Source organism: Anaerobium acetethylicum (assembly GCF_900096945.1).
In the GTDB taxonomy this organism is placed as follows: Bacteria; Bacillota; Clostridia; order Lachnospirales; family Lachnospiraceae; genus Anaerobium; species Anaerobium acetethylicum.
Genome location: NZ_FMKA01000004.1, coordinates 145,403 through 167,930, shown reverse-complemented (window position 1 = coordinate 167,930; position 22,528 = coordinate 145,403). Strand labels below are relative to the sequence as shown.

Annotated in this window: 14 protein-coding genes; all 14 read left to right on the top strand. The window is 45.4% G+C overall.

Features of this window, described 5'->3' with window-relative positions; genetic code table 11:
* The first annotated feature begins 134 nt into the window (after window positions 1-134).
* Window positions 135-1,223 (top strand): PucR family transcriptional regulator, encoded by a 1,089-nt coding sequence (locus BJR36_RS06010; RefSeq protein WP_091231546.1) that lies wholly within the window; start codon window positions 135-137, stop codon window positions 1,221-1,223.
* Between the two features lie 143 nt (window positions 1,224-1,366).
* On the top strand, window positions 1,367-3,658 hold the full coding sequence (locus BJR36_RS06005; RefSeq protein WP_091231543.1) for a hydratase: 2,292 nt from the start codon (window positions 1,367-1,369) through the stop codon (window positions 3,656-3,658).
* A 1,856-nt stretch (window positions 3,659-5,514) separates the two neighbouring features.
* On the top strand, window positions 5,515-8,718 hold the full coding sequence (locus BJR36_RS20220; protein WP_169823605.1) for a P-loop NTPase family protein: 3,204 nt from the start codon (window positions 5,515-5,517) through the stop codon (window positions 8,716-8,718).
* A 217-nt stretch (window positions 8,719-8,935) separates the two neighbouring features.
* A complete protein-coding gene (locus tag BJR36_RS05995) occupies window positions 8,936-10,288 on the top strand; it encodes an alpha-amylase family glycosyl hydrolase (protein WP_091231540.1) in 1,353 nt (450 codons plus the stop codon).
* Between the two features lie 43 nt (window positions 10,289-10,331).
* On the top strand, window positions 10,332-11,009 hold the full coding sequence (locus BJR36_RS05990) for a YkgJ family cysteine cluster protein (RefSeq protein ID WP_091231537.1): 678 nt from the start codon (window positions 10,332-10,334) through the stop codon (window positions 11,007-11,009).
* 562 nt (window positions 11,010-11,571) lie between these two features.
* Entirely contained in the window at window positions 11,572-14,757 is a 3,186-nt protein-coding gene (locus tag BJR36_RS05985) for a DUF6240 domain-containing protein (protein WP_091231534.1), read from the top strand.
* A 65-nt stretch (window positions 14,758-14,822) separates the two neighbouring features.
* Entirely contained in the window at window positions 14,823-16,313 is a 1,491-nt protein-coding gene (locus tag BJR36_RS05980; protein WP_091231532.1) for a flagellin N-terminal helical domain-containing protein, read from the top strand.
* 73 nt (window positions 16,314-16,386) lie between these two features.
* The gene (locus BJR36_RS05975) at window positions 16,387-16,854 is read left to right on the top strand and encodes a flagellar export chaperone FliS (RefSeq protein ID WP_091231529.1); all 468 of its coding nucleotides are present in this window, start codon (window positions 16,387-16,389) and stop codon (window positions 16,852-16,854) included.
* Between the two features lie 319 nt (window positions 16,855-17,173).
* On the top strand, window positions 17,174-17,689 hold the full coding sequence (locus BJR36_RS05970) for an A24 family peptidase (RefSeq protein ID WP_139133517.1): 516 nt from the start codon (window positions 17,174-17,176) through the stop codon (window positions 17,687-17,689).
* Window positions 17,686-18,699, top strand: a complete 1,014-nt coding sequence (locus BJR36_RS05965; protein ID WP_091231522.1) for a P-loop NTPase family protein — start codon at window positions 17,686-17,688, stop codon at window positions 18,697-18,699. The genes BJR36_RS05970 and BJR36_RS05965 overlap by 4 nt, the downstream gene beginning before the upstream one ends.
* 16 nt (window positions 18,700-18,715) lie before the next feature.
* Window positions 18,716-19,978 (top strand): TadA family conjugal transfer-associated ATPase, encoded by a 1,263-nt coding sequence (locus BJR36_RS05960; protein ID WP_091231722.1) that lies wholly within the window; start codon window positions 18,716-18,718, stop codon window positions 19,976-19,978.
* Window positions 19,979-20,013: 35 nt separating this feature from the next.
* Window positions 20,014-20,832 (top strand): type II secretion system F family protein, encoded by an 819-nt coding sequence (locus BJR36_RS05955; protein ID WP_091231519.1) that lies wholly within the window; start codon window positions 20,014-20,016, stop codon window positions 20,830-20,832.
* An 18-nt stretch (window positions 20,833-20,850) separates the two neighbouring features.
* Window positions 20,851-22,338, top strand: a complete 1,488-nt coding sequence (locus BJR36_RS05950; protein WP_091231517.1) for a type II secretion system F family protein — start codon at window positions 20,851-20,853, stop codon at window positions 22,336-22,338.
* 18 nt (window positions 22,339-22,356) lie between these two features.
* Window positions 22,357-22,524, top strand: a complete 168-nt coding sequence (locus tag BJR36_RS05945) for a Flp1 family type IVb pilin (RefSeq protein WP_091231514.1) — start codon at window positions 22,357-22,359, stop codon at window positions 22,522-22,524.
* Window positions 22,525-22,528 lie beyond the last annotated feature (4 nt).

Genomic DNA, 22,528 nt, shown 5'->3' with positions numbered 1-22,528 from the left:
TTTTTTAATCGTTGCCTTTTGCAGAAAAATAATTTAGTATTAACACATGGATAATAGGATAAAAATGATACTATTATGGAAATCCGGGCTGCCGAAAGGGAGCAGGTAAGACAAAATCGATTGAGGTGAAAAAGATGATATCAAACCAGATATTACAGAAGAGTATTGAAGAACTGAGAGCGATTACGAGAATTGAACTCAGCATCATGGATTTAGAAGGAATCGAACAGGCATCAACATCGGCTGGGGAAACGGACAAAAAGGAACAGGTTCAGAAATTCATCGAATCCCAGGCGGAAAGCCAGGTGATTCAGGGGTATCATTTCTTTAAAGTCTACGATGATACAGAACTTGAATATGTCCTCCTTTCAAAAGGGGACAGCGAAGACGCCTATATGATAGGGAAGGTTGCGGTGAGCCAGATTCAGAACCTGATCACTGCCTATAAGGAGAAATTCGACAAGAATAACTTTATGCAGAATCTTATTCTGGACAATCTTCTGCTTATCGATATCTACAACAGGGCGAAACGCCTGCATATCGATGCAGAGGCAAGGCGTGTGGTATTCCTGATCGAAACAAAAGCTGAAAAGGATATTGCGGCAATGGAAACCGTGAAGAGCCTTTATGCCGGAAATTCCAGGGATTTCATCACAGCAGTGGATGAGAAGAATATCATCCTTGTAAAAGAACTGAAGCAGCAGGAAAGCTATGAAGATATAGCAGGGACGGCAGAAACCCTTGTGGATATGATCAATGCAGAGGCGATGATGCAGGTCAGGGTTGCTTATGGAACCATAGTGAAAGAAATCAAGGATGTCTCCAAGTCCTACAAAGAGGCAAAAATGGCTCTTGACGTTGGAAAGATATTCTATAGTGACAGGACGATAATCGCATATAACACCCTTGGAATAGGAAGACTTATCTATCAGCTTCCGATCCCGCTCTGCGAAATGTTCATGAAGGAGCTGTTTCAGGAAAACGTGATTGAACAGTTTGACGAGGAAACGCTTTCCACGATCAACAAATTCTTTGAAAACAATCTGAACGTGTCCGAGACATCAAGGCAGCTTTTTATACACAGGAATACCCTGGTCTACCGCATTGAGAAACTTCAGAAAGCGACGGGGCTGGATATAAGGATCTTTGATGATGCACTGACGTTCAAGATTGCGCTGATGGTATCGAATTACATGAAATACGTAGAGAACAGGGAATTTTAAATGTGTTGCTGTCCGCTCTGTGACCAGTAACTTAAAATGTTAGTTTTATGCGGACAAGCGCATGGAAAACCTTGCAAAAACCAGGGTGTCACTCTATAATAGTGTGAGAAACCAAAATAAGCAAAGTAAAGGAGCATCTGATTATGATAAAATTATACAATAGCGGTGCATATTTATTAAATGGCCGGGAAATTATAGAAGACGGCCCGGAAGCAGCAGCGGTCCTGAAAAGCAAATTAGGCGACAGCATTCCTTCCAAAGAAGAAGCGGCTAAAAATACAATCGCATATGGCATATTAGAGAGCCACAATACATCAGGAAGCATGCAGAAGCTGAAAATCAAATTTGACAGGCTTACATCACATGATATCACGTTCGTAGGCATCATCCAGACGGCAAGGGCCAGCGGACTTGAAAAATTTCCTGTTCCTTACGTGCTCACCAACTGCCATAACAGCCTTTGCGCAGTAGGCGGAACAATCAATGAAGATGATCACATGTTCGGACTTTCATGTGCTAAAAAATACGGCGGAATCTATGTTCCACCTCATCAGGCAGTAATCCACCAGTTTGCAAGGGAAATGCTTGCAGGCGGCGGAAAGATGCTTTTAGGTTCTGACAGCCACACGCGTTATGGTGCTCTTGGAACAATGGCAATGGGCGAAGGCGGTCCTGAAATCGTAAAACAGCTCTTGTCAAAAACCTACGATATCAACATGCCAGGCGTAGTAGGCGTATATCTGACAGGCACTCCGGCCAAAGGTGTAGGCCCTCAGGATATCGCGCTTGCAATCATTGGGAAAGTATTTGCTAACGGATATGTAAACAACAAGGTAATGGAATTTGTCGGAGAAGGCGTAGCAAACTTAAGCGTTGACTACCGTATCGGCATTGACGTTATGACAACTGAAACCACCTGTCTTTCCTCGATCTGGGTAACAGATGAGAAAGTAAAGGAATTCTATGATATCCACGGAAGAGTAGAAGAATACAAGGAACTTGCTCCGGCACCGGTTGCATACTATGACGGAATGATTTATGTGGACTTAAGCGAAATCAGACCGATGATCGCTATGCCATTCCACCCAAGCAATACCTACACGATTGATGAATTAAACGCCAACCTCTATGACATTTTAGATGAAGTTGAGAAAAAGGCTCTTGTAAGCCTTGGTGGATCAGTGAAATACTCCCTGAAGGACAAGGTCAGAAACGGAAAATTGTATGTTGAACAGGGTGTTATTGCAGGCTGTGCAGGTGGCGGATTCGAAAACATCTGCGATGCTACAGATATCCTGAACGGCAAATTCATAGGAGCTGATGAGTTCTCGCTCAGCGTATATCCAGCAAGCCAGCCGATCTTTATGGAACTTGTGAAAAACGGAAGTATCGCAAAATTAATGGAAACAGGCGCGACAATCAGGACTGCATTCTGCGGACCATGCTTCGGTGCAGGAGATGTTCCGGCAAACAACGGCCTCAGCATCAGACATACTACAAGGAATTTCCCTAACCGTGAAGGCTCTAAGCTGAACAACGGCCAGATTGCTTCTGTTGCCCTTATGGATGCCCGTTCAATCGCAGCTACTGCAGCAAATAAAGGCTACCTGACATCAGCTATGGATATTGATGTTGAATACACGAAACCGAAATATTTCTTTGATAAGAATATTTATGAAAACCGCGTTTACAACGGTGTTGGAAAAGCAGACACATCAGCAGAGATCAAATTCGGACCTGGAATCGTTGACTGGCCGGCAATGGGAGCTCTTACAGAAGACGTGATGTTAAAGGTTGTTTCTGTAATCCACGACCCTGTAACTACCACAGATGAGCTGATCCCTTCAGGAGAAACTTCATCCTTCCGTTCGAATCCGCTTGGACTTGCTGAATACACCCTTTCACGTAAGGATCCTGCTTATGTGGGACGCGCAAAAGAAGTAAGGGCTATTGAAGAAGCGCGTCAGGCAGGAGAAAATCCAGCATCGAAAGACGAAGAAGCTGCAAAGGCATTCGCAAAAGTAAAAGAGGTCTTCAAAGATCTTGATGAAAATAAAACAGCAGTAGGAAGCGCTATTTTTGCTGTAAAACCTGGCGACGGTTCAGCCCGTGAACAGGCAGCCTCATGCCAGAAAGTATTAGGCGGAATGGCTAATATTGCAAGGGAATATGCTACAAAGCGTTACCGTTCAAACCTGATCAACTGGGGCATGCTTCCATTCTTAACAGATGTGGAAGAACTTCCGTTTGAAAATGGAGATTACATCTTCGTTCCTGGAATTGCAGCAGCAATCAGGGAAAAATCTGCTATAATCAAAGCATATGTTGTTGGGGATGAACTGAAAGAATTCGAATTGAAATTAGGAGAGCTGACAGATGACGAAAGGGATATTATCCTGAAAGGCTGTCTCATCAACTACTACAGAGAACAATAGAAGATTCCAGGTAACTATTCTAATAATCAATGCCCTCGTTTCTGCCTTTATGTAAGGTGGAAGCGGGGGCGTTCTTTTATACCGGAGGGAAAATAAGTCGGCTTTGTTCCGTTTTACATGAAAGTGCAAGATAAAGTCAGTTAACATAATATGGCTTCTGTGAAAAATATGAATTCACATAAAGTTGAGATGGATAAAAATATTAATCCAAAATACGCGACAATTAAGACAATTATCTGTTATACAATATATGGAAGATGAATTAAATAAAAATATAAATAAAAACATGAAATAGTGTTGACAATAAGCAAAGGCCATGCTATTATAATATTAACCTAATAACAACTACTTAATCAGAAACACCTTAAAAATAGATTCAAGAAATAAAAGGTTCAGGAATTTTGAAATCAAGTAATTAGAAGTTCAGGAATTAGAAATGTATTGTTTGGAAAATTCAAGAAGAAAGAATTCAAGGATTTAAAAGATCAAGAATTCAAAAGATCAAGAATTGGAAAAACAAAAAGTCAATGATTCATGAATCAAAAAAACAAGATGAATAAAGTTAGGAATCCTATAATTCAAGAATCAATAAATTCAAAGATTAAAAGATTTTAAAGCAGAAGATTTAAGAACAAGGTGATTCAAGGATTTGAAAGATCAAGAATCAATAAGTCAAAAAATCAAAAGCTCTGGAATCAATTAAATTTAAGAATTTATAATCGCTGACGTATAACTCCGATGGTTTAGGAACTTAATGAAATGAAAATCCAGTAGACAGGGCAAAATTACTCAGGCCGGGTATTTAAGTGATTAGATATTCAGAATGACGAAAAGCTCGAAAAATTGGAAATAAATGGATTTAAAAGCCTAAGCAGTAAGAAATCTGAAAAGCCGGAACTTTAAGAAATTAAAGAACTGACAAATAAGATGACTGAAGCAGCTGAATAAGCGGGAGGAAAAAATGCATGGTCAGCAGATCAGGTTCAAGGAATTAGATATTTAAGAGATTAAAATCTAAACGAGCAGTCTAATGAGCAACATTGTAAAGACTGAGAACCACAAAAACAGGTGTCATGATTAAGTGAAAACTTCACCTTAAACCAATGTCTCCAAAGGACATGAGTGAAAGGGACAGGATGAGGAGGTGTACCATTGAAATAGACAGTGATAGTAGTTCAATATGAGTGGTATGACAAGGAGCAATTCCTGCAAGAGATAATATTTATAGTAAATTTGAGAAAATCAAATAATCCGCGATAAAAAAAACAATAAAAACAAATGTTTCGGAGTACAAACGTCGGATTAAAAAATAAATGTGAGGCTTGTCATCATATTGAAGGAATGCCACAAAAAAAGTTCGGAGATTTTAAAAAGCTGTGTGAAGAAACACTTTTTAAAAGTGATAAAATCATATATCGGTCAAACATATATTATAAAGTTTTAATTTATACATTTGAATATATATAAATTAGTCTACAGACATAATACTATATTTAGATTGGATCTGTGATCATATCATTGAAAATAAGCATCATGTAAGATGCATTATTAGAAGCTCTGGATTCACTAAAAGAAAGGATATTGCTATTGATGCCGTAAAACGCATTCAATAAAAACTGTGAAGCGGGAAAGTATCACAAACCAAATTCTCCGAATCAAATACAAAAAGGAAAAAAATGAAAATAAAACTGAATAGAGAATAGCCGTTATGACAATCAGGTTGTAGCGGCTATTCTTGCGTCTGAAGGAACTAACTGGCAATAACAGGGAAGAGTGATAATATTCTGCTAATACTTTGACAAGCATTTTGCGCTGTGATACACTTAAAACTATGAAACTATTTAGGGGTGATGCTATTGGACAAATACGAATACCGGGTAAAAGCAGACCAGATAAAGAAGCTGGTTGAGAAGAAAGACTATATAGCAGCCATGAAAATAGCCGACTCTATCAATTGGCGAAGAGTTAGAAATGTTTCTATGTTATGTATGGTCAGCGATATTTACGAAAAAAATGAAAAATATGAAGATAGTTATGAGATACTACTTATTGCATATGAACGCTCTCCAATAGGACGAGTGATAATATATAAACTGGTCGAAATATCCCTTTTATTAAAGAACTACAACGACGCAATCGAGTTTTATAAGGAGTTCACCCGAATTGCACCGCACGATACCAGCCGTTACATTTTGAAATATAAAATCTGTAAGGCAAAGGGCGCAGATGCAAAAGAACTTATTTCAATCCTGGAAATCTTAAAGAAAAAGGAGTATTACGAGGAATGGGCGTATGAACTTGCTTTTCTTTATCATCAGGAGGGGATGGAAAATAAGTGTATAGAAGAATGTGACGAATTGATTCTGTGGTTCAGCGAAGGTCAATATGTTGAAAAGGCGATGGAGCTGAAGATGCTTCATCAGCCCCTGACAGAAAACCAGCAGGAACGATATGAGTATAATTCCAGACAAAAGGAAGAGGCTGAACTGAAGGAAGCCGAGCAGGAAACAGAGGAAGATCAGCAATCGGAGATAGATATGATTTTCGGAAGTGAAAGAAAATCGAAAGTGAATCCAGTTGTTCCTGAAGAAAAAAAGGATGATTTTGAAATACCTGTAGTTCATATAGAGCCGTTGTCGATAGGCAAATTCGATACAAGAAACCTTCAGGCGGAACTTGCGAAAAGCATGCAGCAGATTATTAATGCAAATGCAAAGGAATTTGTAGAAGGTACAATCCATAACATCAGAAAACTTGTAGAAGATAGCCAGATCAAGGAGCTCAGGGAAGAAAAGGATGCTGAAGAAGAGAAAATAGGAATCGGCAGCAAAAGCCCGGAAGAGTTCATCCCAGGACAGGCTGAAGATGATAATGATAACCAGGTAGAGAAGCAGATTACCGGTCAGATGCGAATAGATGAAATACTTGCTGAATGGGATAATAAAAAGAAGGCAAATATTGAAGCGCAGTCAGTCATAAAACACAAGGAATTGAGCGAAGCAAAAACAAAAGCACTACAGGAAACAAAGGATATCATGGAGCGCCTTGCAGATATTCTGCCAAAAATGGAAGAAGATGATGAAATTGAATATCCGGACGAAATGGAATATGAGAATTTCGAAAATATTATGGAATCCAGTGATATTCCGGAAGAGCGTGAAGACATTGATCAGGTTTTAGAAATGGTATACACGATCGAGCCAGATTATGCAGAGGCAGAAGAATCTGAAGAAGTGGAAGAAGCTGAAGAAGCAGAGGCAGTTGGAGAAGCTGATGAAGTTGAAGAAACGGAAGAAGTAGAAGTAGAAGAAGCAGAGGTAGTTGAAGAAGCAGAGGTAGTTGAAGAAGCTGAAGAAGTTGAAGAAACGGAAGAAGTAGAAGAAGCAGAGGCAGCGGAAAAAGCAGAGGCAGCGGAAGCAGCGGAAGAAGCGGAAGAAGCGGAAGCAGTGGAAAAAGCAGAGGCATTTGAAGAAGCGGAAGCAGTAGAAGCCGAAGCAGTAGAACAAGCAGAGAAAGCTGAAGAAGTGGAAGAAGCTGAAGTAGTGGAAGAAGCTGAAGTAGTGGAAGAAGCTGAAGTAGTGGAAGAAGCTGAAGTAGTGGAAGAAGCTGAAGAAGCGGAAGAAGCTGAAGAAGCGGAAGCAGTAGAAGAAGCGGAAGCAGTAGAAGAAGCGGAAGCAGTAGAAGAAGCGGAAGCAGTAGAAGAAGCCAATCAGGTCGAGGATGCTAAAGCAATTGAAGACACAAAAGAAGAAGAATATAAAGAAGAAGATTATCCGCGAGAAATTGGATATCCGGATGATGACGGATATGCAGACTCATATGAAAATAATCAGGATGTCAGAATTCAGGAAAAATCTGAGGTCGCAGAATTCTTAAAAGGATTGGCGTACATTACGGAGCAGGAAAATAAACCAGCAGCATCCGATGCTGAAGAATTGCCAGAAACGGAAATGAGCCCAGAAATAGAAGCAGTGGAAAAACCTGAAGAAACACCAGGAGAAGCACCTGAAGAAGCACCTGAAGAAAAGCTTGAAGAAGTGCCGGAAGAAGTATCTCAAGAACCATCCATAATGGAAGAAGTATTTACTTTCTCAGAAAAGGAAATACCAGAAAAGGAATTACCGGATGCTCCGGAACCAATAACTGAAATACAGTTTGAGGATGTGTTGGAAGAGAGGCAGGAATCTGTGGAGACTCTTGTTCTGGAAACCCCAGCTGAAGAAATTCAAATTTCTGTAGATACTGTTCCGGACAGGACTGAGGCTAAAAAGAATCCTCTGATTGAAATAAAGGAAGAGGCTCTCGAAAGATTCAGGGAAAAAGAATTTGCTGATTTCAAATTTATGAAAGGTCTGGATAGGCAGCTGGATAATATTTTCGATACCGGAATAGATTTTGAGACCAGGATCAATCAGCCGGGTCGTGGAAATTTCGTCATTATGGGAGATGCAGGTACGGGAAGAACAACCCTTGCGATGAGCATTATCAAATTCTTTGAGAAAGAGAAGGACAGAAGAGCCGGAAGGGTCGCAAGAATTACGGCAGAATCTCTGAATGAAAAGGATATCAAGACGATCATTGATAAACTGTTAGGGGGAGTCCTTCTGATAGAAGATGCAGGAGGTCTGTCAGAGAATTCGATTGAAAATCTGCTGTATTTTATGAACAAGCCTCATTCTGATGTGATGATTGTTCTCGAAGACAATAGCAGAGCAATCGGAACCTTATTCATTGAAAATCCTGAGTTTGCTGAGAGATTCACGAAAAAGATAAAAATACCGAGATATACCAATGACGAGCTGGTCGAATTCGGAAAGTATTATGCCGGAAAATTGAATTACTGCATCGATGATATCGGAGTGCTTGCTTTCTATAGAAAAATCGGAAACCTGCAGAAAGACGATGTATCGACAAGTTTAGAAGAGGTAAAGGAAATTATTGACAAAGCAATCGTGGGACCTAGAAAAAAAGGATTACAGAAGATTGTGGGCAGGATTTCCGGAAGAAAACGCAATAAATCCAATATGATGATATTGGAAGAAAAAGATTTTGAGGTATAAAAGCGTACTGTTTTTGCAGAAAAGCGGGAAGCACAAAAGGAAAAACAGGAAGTGTTTTTATCAGGTCGGCCTACAGTTGTAGGCCGACTGTTGTTATCTCATAAGAACATTCAAATTATGCGATAGCGGCAAGCAGATGTAACTGTTCGGTAGTCCTGGATTGTTACAATAGGATGATTAGAGGCTGACATACGGAGAATGGAGGCGAGAGGAAATAATGAGCAGATGGTATGAAAATACAGTATTTTACCACATGTATCCGCTGGGAATGGTGGGAGCAGAAAAAATCAACAGTGCGTCGGTGGAATCACATGGATTCAGCGGCCTGGAACGATGGATACCGCATATAAAGGAGCTCGGGTGCGGTGCAGTATATATAGGTCCGCTTTTTCAGTCGATGAGCCACGGCTATGATACAAAGGATTACAGCCACGTGGATTACAGGCTGGGGTCGGATGAAGGATTTAAGAGCTTTATTGAAGAATGCCATAAATCGGGAATCAAAGTCGTCGTTGACGGCGTATTCAATCATACAGGCAGGGAGTTTCCGGCATTTCAGGATATCAGGAAAAACCGTGAAAACTCAAGGTACAGGGATTGGTACCAGAACGTGGATTTTTACGGCAATACCCATTTTAACGACGGGTTCAGTTATGGAGCCTGGAGGAACTATTATGAACTCCCTGCACTAAATCTGAGAAATCAGGAAGTAAGGGAATATTTATATGATATAATCAGGGGCTGGATCAGGAACTTCAATATTGATGGAATCCGTTTTGACTGTGCGGACTGTCTGGATTTCGAGTTCATAAAAGAAACCAGGAGAATCACGTCCCAGGAGAAGCAGGATTTCTGGCTTATGGGCGAAGTGATTCATGGAGACTATAGCCGGTGGGCCAATGGCGAAATGATGCATTCAGTGACAAACTATGAGCTCTATAAAGGCCTCTATTCGGGACATAACGACTTCAACTATTTTGAGATTGCGCATACGGTGAAAAGGCAGTCGGATGAAAACGGTGGAATCTACAGGAATATCAGCCTGTATAATTTCGTCGATAACCATGATGTGGACAGGATCGCGAGCATTCTTAATGAGAAGAGGCATATACTGCCGGTATACATACTGCTGTACATGCTGCCGGGTGTGCCTTCAATCTATTATGGCGGGGAGTGGAGAATCGAGGGAAGGAAGATAAACGGATCTGATGACGGACTAAGGCCGGCCCTTGATCTGGAGGAAATGACGATTGCATTTGGGCGAGACGATTTTCTGGAAACGATAAAGAGACTGGGAAAAATCCGAAAGGAGAACCCTGTTTTCGCTGAAGGAAACTATAAAGAGCTGTGCCTGACAAACAGGCAGTATGCATTTGCCAGGATTTCAGCAGATGCAGCGGCAGTGGTAGCCGTGAACAATGACACGAATCGAAGCCATATGAGGATACCGGTTCCGGTGGCATGTACTGAGGCGGCAGAGCTGCTTTCCGGGAAAACAGTGAAACCGGAAAGTGGATTCCTGGAGGTTGAATTAGAGGCATCATCAGGAATGATATTTAAATTGTTATGAAGATAATTTTTGAAAAGCAATATCGAAACAGAAAGGAAGCAAAATGAAAAGGAATGTGAGTCTTGAGGAAATATCTGACGGAAAACTGTATGAATCAAATGATCTGGTAAAAGCGGACTGCAACGACTGTAAGGGATGTTCTGCCTGCTGTCAGGGCATGGGGAATTCGATTGTTTTAGACCCTCTTGATATTTTCCGGTTCGTAAAGAATTTCAACAATACATTTGAAGAATTATTAGCTGATAGAATTGAACTGAATATGGTGGATGGAATTATTATGCCAAATCTTAAGATGTCAGGTGCATCAGAAAGATGTGTGTTTCTTAACAGTGAAGGGAGATGCAGCATCCACGCATTCAGACCGGGAATCTGCAGGCTGTTTCCCCTTGGAAGGTACTATGAGAATCGTGAATTCAAATATTTTCTGCAGGTTCATGAATGTAAAAAAGAGAACAAAACGAAAGTGAAGGTGCGGAAGTGGATTGACACGCCAGATTTAAAGAATAATGAGCAGTTTGTAAAAGACTGGCATTATCTGCTGGAGGATCTGCAGAATATTGTCAGAAGTACCCGGGATGGTAATGTGATCAAAGAGATTAACATGTATGTGCTGAATCATTTTTATAGAAAACCATACGATCCAGAAAAAGATTTCTATATGCAGTTTCATGAGCGGTTAAGTGAAGCCAGGGAATTTGCAGCAAGGATAGCGGAAGAATAGAAATAATAAAGAACAGACTAGCTGGTTTTCAGCAGTCTGTTTTTTTATTTAAAGGAATGGAGTGTCAAAAGCCCATATACACAAAGGTATTCGTCAATTTGCACAGGTTTCGAGAAACAGGACGTGATGCAAAACATGTTGATTCGCAGCGCGCTCTCGCTTAGATGAAGACGTAGTGGTACGTAAGGCCTCAAAGTACGCGGCCTAAATACCAACGTCTTCATAAAGCTGCTCATCAATTCATGTTTTGCATTACTGTGTATTGGCTGGCGAATGTGCAAATTGACGAAGCGAACGTTAGAAGAGGGCTTTTGACACGCTGGAAGAATATGTCGCAGAATCGGCTGCGTGTCGGTGCGAGAGTCTGACAAGTGAGACTCTTTGATCTGTTGCAGTTCATTTTCCATCCGGGGGATTAAGGAATCTGGGTTCTATGTCGAAATACTAGTAAGAAAAGCGGATTCCGGCGGTAAGACTGAGACAGCGGGACAGGGGTTATGGATAGTTAGCCAAAAACATCATTATACTGCATGAGATACTGCAGGGCACGGAGCGGACGAAGATGAGAGTTGAGACGGGAAATTTAGGTGAAATAATAAAGGCAGGACAGATGGCGGAAGCGAAGGGAATGCAGGAAACAGCACTTTCAGCATCGGAAATCCTGAGCACCTGCGGAGCTGATAAGAGCCCGTCGGGGTTAAGCTGGGTTCAGATTGAAAAATGCCTGTCAGGGATGCTGGAAAATAGAAAAACCAATATAGATGAAGCCGCCGCCAATCAGGATGTGGAAAAAGTCAGGGAACAGATAGCATTGCTCGCAGATACCATGACGGAGAAGGATTGCCGGATTCTCAGCAGAGAAGGGTTTGATCCTGGGAATACAGAAGTGGATACCATTGTTACAGTTGTGGATAAAATCAGGATTTCACTGGCAGCAGGGGGAGAAGTATTGCCTGGAGGGCTTACGGATGTGGATATGGAGCAGATCCGAAAGTTCATGGGAAATGCCCAGATGGCCCAGAGCATTGCGAAGAAAATGAAGGAAAAGAATCTTCCGGTGACAGAGGATGCTGTCAGAGAAGCGCTGACGGCAGCAGAAATGGCAGAGAGCCTGACAACTGTAAAAGAAGAAACAGCCGGATATCTGCTCAGTAATGGATTGGAGCCGACAATTGAAAATCTGTATAAGGCAGAGCACAGCGGTGCATCCGGAAAAAGACAGTCAGGGAAAGCGATATCCATGATGGCAGGAGGCCAGATGGAAACCCAGGTGAAAAAAGTGATTGAAAGTGCAGGATATCAGGCAGACAGGGCTGCTATGTCGGATGCAGGATGGATGCTGGAGAATGGCCTGGAACTGACTGCCGAATCCTTCCGCACCATGGAGGAATACAAGGCGATCGTCATACCACGGGAGCCGGAGGAGCTGGCTGAAAATATTGCAAACGCCATTGCGGGAGGAAAAAAGGCGGTGCAGACACTGCTCACCGGGGAACAGGACCTTTTCAGAAGAGCGGAGGCTGCTGTCGAAATCCTGAAGAATGCAGATGATCAAAGCATCAGGATTTTGATAAATAGCGGGAATGAAATCAATATCAGAAACCTTTCCAAGGCAGGATCTGAGGACAGCAGGGGGCCTGATAACCTTGGGACAGCACAGGGAGATGCCCTTTCTGACAGCCAGACAGTCCAGGACGAAGGCGGTATGCAGTTTCTGACGGCAAAACGGAGGCTTGAAGAGCTGAGGCTGCAGATGACCCTTCAATCGAGTATCGGACTCCTGAAGAGGGGAATCATAATAGAGACGGAACCCTTGGAAAAACTGGTGGATGAGCTGAAAGTCATGGAAGAGGAGTATTACAAGAAACTGCTTTCAGGTCCGCAGAAAGAAATTTCACAGGAAAGCATCAGTCTTTTCAAAGAGACCTGTGCGACGGCAGAAGGATTGAAGAACCTTCCTTGCGGCATCCTGGGGAGCATTTCAGCAAGGGCTTCCTTGCCTGGGGTGAAGGCGCTTTATGCAGAGGGGAAAGCCCTGCAGGCCGATTATGAGAAGGCAAATGCTTCCTACGAAACGCTGATGACAAGGCCACGCAGCGACATGGGAGATTCGATCAGCAAGGCATTCGGGAACATTGACAGCCTTCTTGAGGGAATGGGCCTCGAAACCACGGAATCCAACCGCAGGGCCGCAAGGATTCTGGGGTACAACAGCATGGAGCTGACGAAAGATTCCATAGCATCGGTCAGGGAGGCAGATGCCTGCGTGAACAGGCTCATCAGGAATCTGACGCCTGCAGCTGCATTGGAGCTTATCAGAAAAGATATCAATCCTCTTGAGATGAAGATAGATGAACTGAACGGGGAAATTGAAAAAATCAATGGGGAAAAGCCCGGTTTGGAAAACCAGAAATACAGTGAATTTCTCTGGAAGCTTGAGCAGAATGAAAGCATAACCGAAGCGGAAAGAAGCTCATTTATCGGAATATACAGGCTGATCAGCCAGATTGAAAAAACAGGAGGAAGGGCAATCGGCTCTGTCCTGGATCAGGGAGTCGGCATGAGCCTGAAGAATCTGTTAAAGGGAGTGCGGCAGGCAGGGAGCAAAGGAATCGATGCTTCCGTTGATGGCGGATTCGGTGCTCTTGAAGGCACGGTACGGAAAGGAATCTCCATTTCCGATCAGATCAACGAAGGTTTTTCAAAATCTCCCGGGAACTCTTACTATGCAGGTCTGGCAGAGCAGATGCTTGGTGAAATCACTCCTTCAGGACTAAAAGAGCTGATGAAAGAGGGCGACTTTTTGAATATCCCCTTTGAGGAAGCTGCCTGGAGGATATCGGAGCAGGCGATTGGAAAAGAAGAGGCGGAGGGCAGCGGCTATTACAGCAGCCGTCTTGAACAGCTGAGAGATCTGAAACATGCAGAGACCGCAGCAGTGAGGCTTCTGACAGACTTCGGGCAGCCTGTTACGGCAGGCAGCCTGATTGCAGCAGGAAACATGACGGCGGCTCCCGGCAGCACATTCAGGAAGCTGCTGAAGGCCGCAAAGGAATATGGAGAAGCAGACGGCGGTGGAAACAAAGGATTTTTAGACAAAGGCCTGAAAGAAGCACTGGCCGGCATAGGGGAATCCCTTGGCTCGCCGGAGATGGCGGAAAAGGCTTATGAGAACCTGAGTGAGTATGCGGAAAAAATACTGGGAGCAGCGGCTGATGAGGAAGCTATGACCTCCGTCAATCTGCGGGAACTGCAGGCACTGCATCATGAAGTAGCGCTTGCCCGGAACCTCGGGCGGAGAGAGAAATACGAAATCCCGATCATAAACGGCGACAGCATTTCGGCCATGAGGCTGACTGTCATTCGAGGCGGAGAAGCAGCAGGAAGCATCAAGGCTGTGACTGACGGAGGAAGCGCAGGCAGGACAGCGGCAGAATTTTTCGTCGGGAAAGACGGAATAACAGGCTATATAGCAGCGGAACAGGAGGAAAGCCTTGCAGCATTAAAAAATATGCAGGCTGAACTGGAGAAACAGATGCCAGACGGAAGAGGAAGCGTGCATATCGAATATGTACAGGTAAAGAACCTGGATGTCACAAGGTTTGATCTGATGACAGGGAAAACCATGAAGAAGGAAGCTGCCTCAGAACAGAAGGAAACAGGGATTTCTACTGAAAGACTTTATGAAGTGGCAAAAACCTTCGTATCCATGGTACGCACCATGGAGGCGGAAGCATCACAGATATAGCGCAGGTTTTGGTCGGCATGACTGAACAGCAGCGCAAAAAACAGCGAAAGGGCAGATGAACAATCATGAAAATCAATCATAACATTTCAGCGGCAATAGCCGCAAACAGCCTCTCGGTCACAGAAAACAGGCTTTCTAAGTCGCTTGAGCGCCTGACTTCCGGGCTGAAGATAAACAGAGCCGCAGATGATGCAGCGGGAATGGCGATTTCCCAGAAAATGGACACGCAGATCAGAGGCCTCAGCAGAGCCTCCCAGAACGCATTGGATGGCATATCCGTAGTGGAGACTGCAGAAGGCGCTCTTTCGGAAGTGGGAGAGATGCTGCAGAGGATGAGGGAGCTGGCGGTCCAGGCTGCAAATGAAACAAACAGCGAAGAGGACAGGGAGGCGATCCAGGCGGAAACGGATGCCCTGGCAACGGAAATCAACAGAATTTCAAAAGATACGGAATTCAACAAGGCGGCCCTTCTTGACGGAAGCCTTGACCAGAAAGCATATACCGACAACAACCTGATCAAAGTATCTACTTTTTCAGATGAGGTGGCTGTTGGGAAGTATGGGATTCTGGTTGATGCAAAAGCTGAAAAGGCTGTGCTTGCAGGGGAGGGGATGGATCCGGCAGCAGCGGGAGCCCTTGACGGAGAGGGTCTGATTTCGGCGGAGGCAGCGGGAACGGTTACGGTAAACGGAATCAGCATTGAAATTGCAGAAGGCGACAGCGCAGAGCGTGTCAGGGAAAAGCTGAGGGATGGCTGCGAGATTGCCGGAGTGAAACTGCTTTCTGTAGATGCGGCTTCCGTTCCTGCGGCTGCCGGAGATGAGGACAATGGAGGATACGCAGAAGCGGAAGCAGCATTTGCGTTCAGCCCGGACCTGAAGCTTGTATTTGTTTCAGAAGACTTTGGTTCTTCCAAAAGGGTCGGAATCGCATGCGGAAATACGGCACTTTCAGGGCTCCTTGGAATCAGTTCCCTGAATAATAAGACGGACTATGGAAAAGATGCAGAAGTGTCTCTTGGAGACGGATTTGGAAGTTCCGCTACGGCATCGGCAAAGGGGAATGAAGTTACCGTAACCGACAGGAATGGCTTTTCCATGGAAATCAGACTCGCGGCAGAAACCGGAAACGGAGAAGCGGCAGTCATAGACGTGATGGACGTAGGAACCCTGACGCTGCAGATCGGGGCCAATGAAAAGCAGACAATGGAAATTAAAATTCCTGAAATTTCTGCGGAGACACTGGGGGTCGGCAGACTGAACTATATCAGCACAGAGGGCGCAGAAAATGCCATAACGTCCCTGGATGGAGCAATCCAGAAGGTATCCGCGGTGCGGGCAAAGCTTGGCGCATACCAGAACCGTCTTGAGCATGCTTCTGCAAGCCTGGAGGTTTCCGAACAGAATATGACGGAAGCACTCTCAAGAATTGAAGATGTCGACATGGCGGAAGAAATGGCCACCTATACCCAGCTCAACATACTGTCCCAGGCGGGCACCTCGATGCTGGCACAGGCCAATGACAGGCCCCAGACAGTCCTTCAGCTGTTGCAGTAAGAAATCGGGTTCTGAATATTTAGAGAAAGGCATTCTTTAGGTGTGACTATCCGGGTAAAGAAAGGCAGTTTTTATGACAAAAGAAAAAAAGCAGGAATTTACGCTGCGCATCAGCCAGGCCAACCGCAGCCAGCTGGTCGTCATCATATATGAAATCATCCACGCATATATGGATGAAGCGGTCGAATGCAATGGAAACGGAGACTGGAACGGATTCAGGGAGTCCGTCCGCAAAGCCCAGTCATTCATCAACGAGCTTATGGAAGCCCTGGACTTTAAATATCCGATTTCTGTCGAGCTGATGAGGCTGTACCTCTACATGAACCGTACCCTCATCAGGGCGGTGACGAAAAAGGATCCAGAGGAGCTGAAGGGTGCGTTCATAGTCCTGGAAAAGCTGAAGACAGGCTTCCAGGGCATCACCGCCCAGGATTCTTCAGCCCCCGTAATGAAGAACACCCAGCAGGTCTATGCAGGCCTGACATACGGAAGGCAAAGCCTGAACGAGACCTGTCAGTATAGTGGTACCAGGTACTGTTAACAATTTGTTAACAGTACCTGGTACCTTTTATTGTTGCTTTAGCCCTGCAGCACTTGATGTATTGGCAGATAAATTGTGTATATTACACAAAATTACAGAAAATTATCCACTACTATAGACAACTTGAAATGCCTGCGTTATAATTTGAAAACAGTAGCTGCTCAGCCGGCTGCGAATATAAATATAGTCAGTGTCCCTTCCCGGGGCGCCAGGTTTCAAATCGCCGTTTCAGGCGGAATTTCCTATATATCAAGAAATGTATGCAGTAATGTGAAGTCAGATAGCGAAACTACAGAAAATCAAAAAAAGGAGGGTTTTTTTGGATTGTCTCCAACATAGTATTCTTTTGGCAATTCTTTTGGCAGCAGTCATAATGGATTTTGCATGGCAGAAGATCAGGAACTGGCTGATAGGAGCCGGGCTGATTCTGGGAGCCGGACTGCGATTTTACAGCGGCGGTATGCAGGGGCTGGAGGAGTCTGTTATGGGTATTTTGTTTCCTGCCATCTGCCTCTGGATCCTGTTTCTGTTCAGGGTCCTGGGAGCCGGCGATATCAAGCTTTTTTCGGTAATCGGCGGATTCGCGGGGGTGGAATCCATGCCTGGCTGCATAGCAGCCGCTTTTATTCTGGGGGCCGTTCTGGCCGCCGTAAAAATCATCAGGAATAGAAACATCATGAGCCGCCTTCAGTATCTTGCGGCATATATCACAAAAACCATCAGCACAAAGGAAATTGAGCCTTATTACCAGGCTTCGGAAGGAACCGGTAATATCATCCATTTTTCCCTGGCGATATTCGGGGGATATCTAATCTATATGGGGGGATTTTTTTGAAAAAGAGAATATTTGCAGTCTGCGACCTGGAGGCTCACTACGCCTTCAGCCTTATGGAATATCTGAATGCGAACAACCGGATTCCGTTCCAGATACAGGCCTTCAGCAGTGCGGAAAGCCTGTGCGCATACAGGGACAGGAACCTGATCGAAGTCCTGCTTATTTCCGGGCAGGCGATCAATGATGAGGTCAGGAATCTGGGTATACAAAACACCTATATTCTGTCAGAGGGAGAAGGGATGCCGGAATTTCTGGATTATCCTTCGGTTTACAAATACCAGTCTTCTGAACATATAATCAGGGAGGTCATGGGATATTATGCAGAATCCGCCGGTCCGAAGAGGGAAGCTGACAGCCCTGAAAACAGGGCGCTGACTGTCGGAATCTATTCGCCCATCCGGAGGACGCTGAAGACCTCTTTCGCCATAACCCTGGGACAGATCCTGGCAAAGGACAGAGCCACGTTGTATGTAAACCTTGAGGAGTACTCAGGACTTTCGGCGCTGCTTGGGAAAGAGTTTCGGAATGATCTTTCTGATCTTATGTATTTTGTAAAGCAGGGGAATAAAAATATAGTCCAGAAGGTAAATGAGATGGTGCAGACGCTGAACAATCTGGATTACCTGCCACCGGCACTTTCGCCGGAAGACCTGAGGGGCGTCACCAGGGAAGAGTGGGGAGTCCTGTTTAAAGAGATCGGCATGAAGAGTGCCTATGAAAGGGTGGTTGTGGATTTTGGAGATACGGCCGAGGGACTGTTTGAGCTGCTGTCAGGCTGTCAGCAGATCTATATGCCCGTGAGGGAGGATGCGGTGTCCCTGGCAAAACTGCAGCAGTATGAGGAGCTCGTAAGGCAGTCCGGATATGGGGAAATCCTGGACCGCACGAAAAAGATCAAGCTTCCCTACCACAACAGCTTCGGGCTGAAAGAATACTATCTGGAGCAGCTCGCCTGGGGAGAGCTGGGCGATTATGTAAGAGAGCTCGTCCGGAATGACGGACTGCAGTGACAGGGAAGGTGCAGAAATGGAAGAAGACAGGCAGAAAATTCTCCTGAGCCTGCAGCAGCGGGTACACGAGAGAATAGACCTCACGAGGGAAATACCAGACGCAGAGATTCTGGAGATAATAGATACCCTTATCGTGGAACGAAGCAGGGAGAGCCGCATCAGCTTAGGAGTGAAAAGTGAGCTGAGGACGGAGCTTTTCAACTCTCTGAGGAAGCTGGACATGCTCCAGGAGCTGGTCGATGATCCTTCTGTGACGGAAATCATGGTCAACGGGACCGAAAGCATTTTTCTTGAGAGACAGGGAAAAATAAGCATGTGGGGAAAAAGGTTCTCATCAAGGCAGAAACTCGAGGATGTGATTCAGCAGATCGTATCAAAATCCAACAGGATGGTAAACGAATCCTCGCCCATAGTAGACGCAAGGCTCGAGAACGGCTCCAGGGTAAATATAGTCCTTTACCCGGTAGCGCTGAACGGACCTATTGTCACGATCCGAAGATTTCCGGAGAGGCCGGTGCAGATGGCCGACCTCATCGGATGGGGAGCAGTTTCGGAAGAAGCGGCTGCGTTTCTGGGAAAGCTGGTGGAGGCGGGGTATAACATATTCATAAGCGGGGGAACAGGATCGGGCAAGACGACCTTCCTCAATGCCCTTTCCGATTACATACCAAAGGACAGCCGCGTCATAACAATTGAAGATTCCTGCGAGCTGCAGATCAAAGGAGTTGCGAACCTGGTCAGGCTGGAGGTGAGGAACGCAAACGTCGAGGGAAGAAACGAGATAAGCATAAGGGATCTTATAAAATCTTCCCTTCGTATGAGGCCGGACCGCATTATCGTTGGGGAGGTCAGGGGCGGGGAGGCGCTGGATATGCTGCAGTCGCTGAACACCGGGCATGACGGGTCACTTAGTACGGGACACGCAAACAGCCCGGGAGATATGCTGAGCCGGCTTGAGACCATGGTGCTCATGGGGATGGAACTTCCTGTGACGGCCATCCGGAGGCAGATCGCCTCAGGAATTGACATAATCGTGCATCTGGGAAGGCTCAGGGACAGAAGCCGTAGAGTCCTTGAAATCACGGAAATCATCGGCTATGAGGATGGGGAGATCATCACGAAGCCGCTGTACAGCTTTCGGGAGGAAGGGGAGGACGAAGATGGAAGGATATCCGGAATTCTGGAGAAAAGGAACAGCCTTTATCACAGGCATAAGCTGAGAATGGCCGGCATGGAGCAGGAGGAGCCAGGAGAGAACAGCACTTTCTTTGCAGAGTAAGCAGGAAAGGCCAGACAAGAACCGGGAGGATTGAAATGAAGAAAATACAGGAAAAAATCAGGGGATTTGTACCCTGTAAAAGGGCGGCACCGGACAAGCAGGCAGGAGGCAGAGCCGTGGACTACAGGAACTACAGGCTTACAGAAAGGGAACTGATGGTTTACACCATCCAGGGCATCGGAACAGCGGCCTTTGTGGGATATATATTTTACCATTCTTTGATTGCGATGGTGTTTCTTCTGCCATACGTTCCGTTCTTCCTGAAGAGAAAGAAGGCGGAACTCAGGGACGTCAGGCTCAGGGAGCTCAACTATGAATTCAGGGAGGGGATTATGGCGCTTTCGGCAGCCCTCGGGGCCGGATATTCCGTCGAGAACGCATTCCGTGAGGCGCTGGCGGACCTGAGGCTCATATACGGAGACGACCGGACAATCACCAGGGAATTCAGGTATATGGCAGGCCAGATTGAAATGAATGTGACTGTGGAAAAGCTGCTGCTGGATCTTGCAGAGCGGAGCGGGCTGGAAGACATAAAAAGCTTTGCGGAGGTATTTGCCACTGCAAAGCGCAGCGGAGGCGATCTGATCATGATCATCAGGTCAACCGCTTCCAGAATCAGCCAGAAGGCAGAGGTACAGAGGGAAATAGTGACGACGATGATGGAAAAGCAGTTCGAACAGAAGATTATGAGCTATATCCCGTTTTTCATAATTTTCTATATGAAGATGAGCAATCCGGAGTTCATGGAAATTCTCTATGGAAACGTTACGGGGGCTGTCGTCATGACCATATGCCTCGTCATCTACATATGCTCTGTTTTCATAGCGGGTAAAATAACGGGAATCGAAGTTTAGAGAGAAAGGGGGAGGCCATTGTTCATAAATCTTGTAATCCTGTTTCTGTTCACTGCCGGATTCGTCTACACAGGAACCGGAGTCCGGAAATACAGCACTGATCAGAAAGGGGTATCGGCAGCCTTCGACAGGCTGGCGGCATGGATGATGGACAGAATGCCGGCGGCCATGGAACGGAGCCGGGCATCCAGGAAACTGAAGGAGGTGATTTTCAATGAACAGGTGGCAGAAGACCTCAGGCTGCTGGATCCTGCCGGAAGAGGAAATGCCCGGCTGGAAGGCTACTACAGATCGAAAGCAGCCATCGTTCTGACCGTCCTGTTTGCCAGCAATCTGCTTGCACTCCTGGCAGGAGCAGCATGCCTGGCATATCCTGGCATGGAAGGCATCATGGAAAGGAATGAGTATGGCGGGGGAACCGTGGAAAAGGATTATTACGTGAGCGTAGAGGGGAAAATGGCGGAAGCGCCTTTGAGCATTGCGCTGGATGAGAGGCGGTATACAAAAGAGGAAGCGGAGCAGGAACTGGAGCATGCAGAGGGGGAAGTGGATGAGCTCGTGCTTGGAGAAAACTCGTCGAAGGAGGAGGTAAGGAATAGTCTGAATTTTATATCCGCAATTCCCGGAAGGCCCGTCACCATATCCTGGGAAACGGACAACTGCAGCCTGGTAGCTGCCGATGGCCATATCGTGGAAGAGAAAGCAGAAGAAGAGGGGACCCTGGTGAAGCTTACTGCCCTGCTGAAATGCGAAGACCAGGAAAGAGAATATTCGACATATGTGAAGATATTTCCGGGATTCAAAAGCGAAACAGAAGAACTGCTGTGGAAGATAAACAGGGAACTGAGGGTGGAGAAGGAAAACAGCAGCACGGAAACGACGTTGAAGCTTCCGGAGGAGATTGACAGCAGGAAGATAACCTGGAAGGAAAAAGTGGAGAACCACAGTCCATTTATCATGTTTGCGGGAGTACTTGCGGGAGCCGCCATATTTGCAGCAAGGGACAGGGAACTGCACGGCAGGACGGAAAAACGGAAGAGGCAGATGATGATAGACTACCCGGATATTGTCAGCAAACTGACCCTTCTTCTGGGGGCGGGAATGACGATCAAGGCGGCATGGCAGAAAGTTGCAACGGACTACCGGGAGAAAGCAGTGAACGACCCAGTGGCCTTCCGCTATGCATACGAGGAGATGCTCGTGACCTATTATGAAATCCAGGGAGGAATCCCGGAGAGCAGGGCATATGACAATTTCGGGAAAAGGTGTAAAATCCACAGGTATCTGAAGCTAAGCACCCTTCTCATACAGAATATGAAAAAGGGATCGAGGGGACTGGCAGAGATGCTGGGTGCAGAGGCAGACGATGCTTTTGATGAGAGGAAAAACCAGGCAAAGCGGATCGGGGAAGAGGCGGGAACCAAACTGCTTATTCCGATGTTCCTGATGCTGGTCATCGTACTCATCATAGTGGTCTTTCCCTCCCTGATGTCATTCAGCATATAGGGAAAGGAGGTGGAAAACATGAACCAGATAAAGGCATTTTTAAAAGAAGAGGACGCAATAGGAGTGGTAGAGGTAATTCTGATCCTGGTGGTGCTGATCGGCCTGGTTGTTATTTTCAAAAAACAGCTGACAACGCTTGTAAACAGTCTTTTCAGCAAGATCATCAGCCAGAGCAACAGCATCTAGAAGG

Excerpts from the sequence above, each read along its gene's own strand:
- BJR36_RS06005 (WP_091231543.1), top strand. The coding sequence starts at position 1,367 with ATGATAAAATTATACAATAGCGGTGCATATTTATTAAATGGCCGGGAA.
- BJR36_RS05960 (WP_091231722.1), top strand. The coding sequence starts at position 18,716 with ATGGAAGAAGACAGGCAGAAAATTCTCCTGAGCCTGCAGCAGCGGGTA.
- BJR36_RS06010 (WP_091231546.1), top strand. The coding sequence starts at position 135 with ATGATATCAAACCAGATATTACAGAAGAGTATTGAAGAACTGAGAGCG.
- BJR36_RS05985 (WP_091231534.1), top strand. The coding sequence starts at position 11,572 with ATGAGAGTTGAGACGGGAAATTTAGGTGAAATAATAAAGGCAGGACAG.
- BJR36_RS05955 (WP_091231519.1), top strand. The coding sequence starts at position 20,014 with ATGAAGAAAATACAGGAAAAAATCAGGGGATTTGTACCCTGTAAAAGG.
- BJR36_RS05980 (WP_091231532.1), top strand. The coding sequence starts at position 14,823 with ATGAAAATCAATCATAACATTTCAGCGGCAATAGCCGCAAACAGCCTC.
- BJR36_RS05990 (WP_091231537.1), top strand. The coding sequence starts at position 10,332 with ATGAAAAGGAATGTGAGTCTTGAGGAAATATCTGACGGAAAACTGTAT.
- BJR36_RS05945 (WP_091231514.1), top strand. The coding sequence starts at position 22,357 with ATGAACCAGATAAAGGCATTTTTAAAAGAAGAGGACGCAATAGGAGTG.
- BJR36_RS05995 (WP_091231540.1), top strand. The coding sequence starts at position 8,936 with ATGAGCAGATGGTATGAAAATACAGTATTTTACCACATGTATCCGCTG.
- BJR36_RS05975 (WP_091231529.1), top strand. The coding sequence starts at position 16,387 with ATGACAAAAGAAAAAAAGCAGGAATTTACGCTGCGCATCAGCCAGGCC.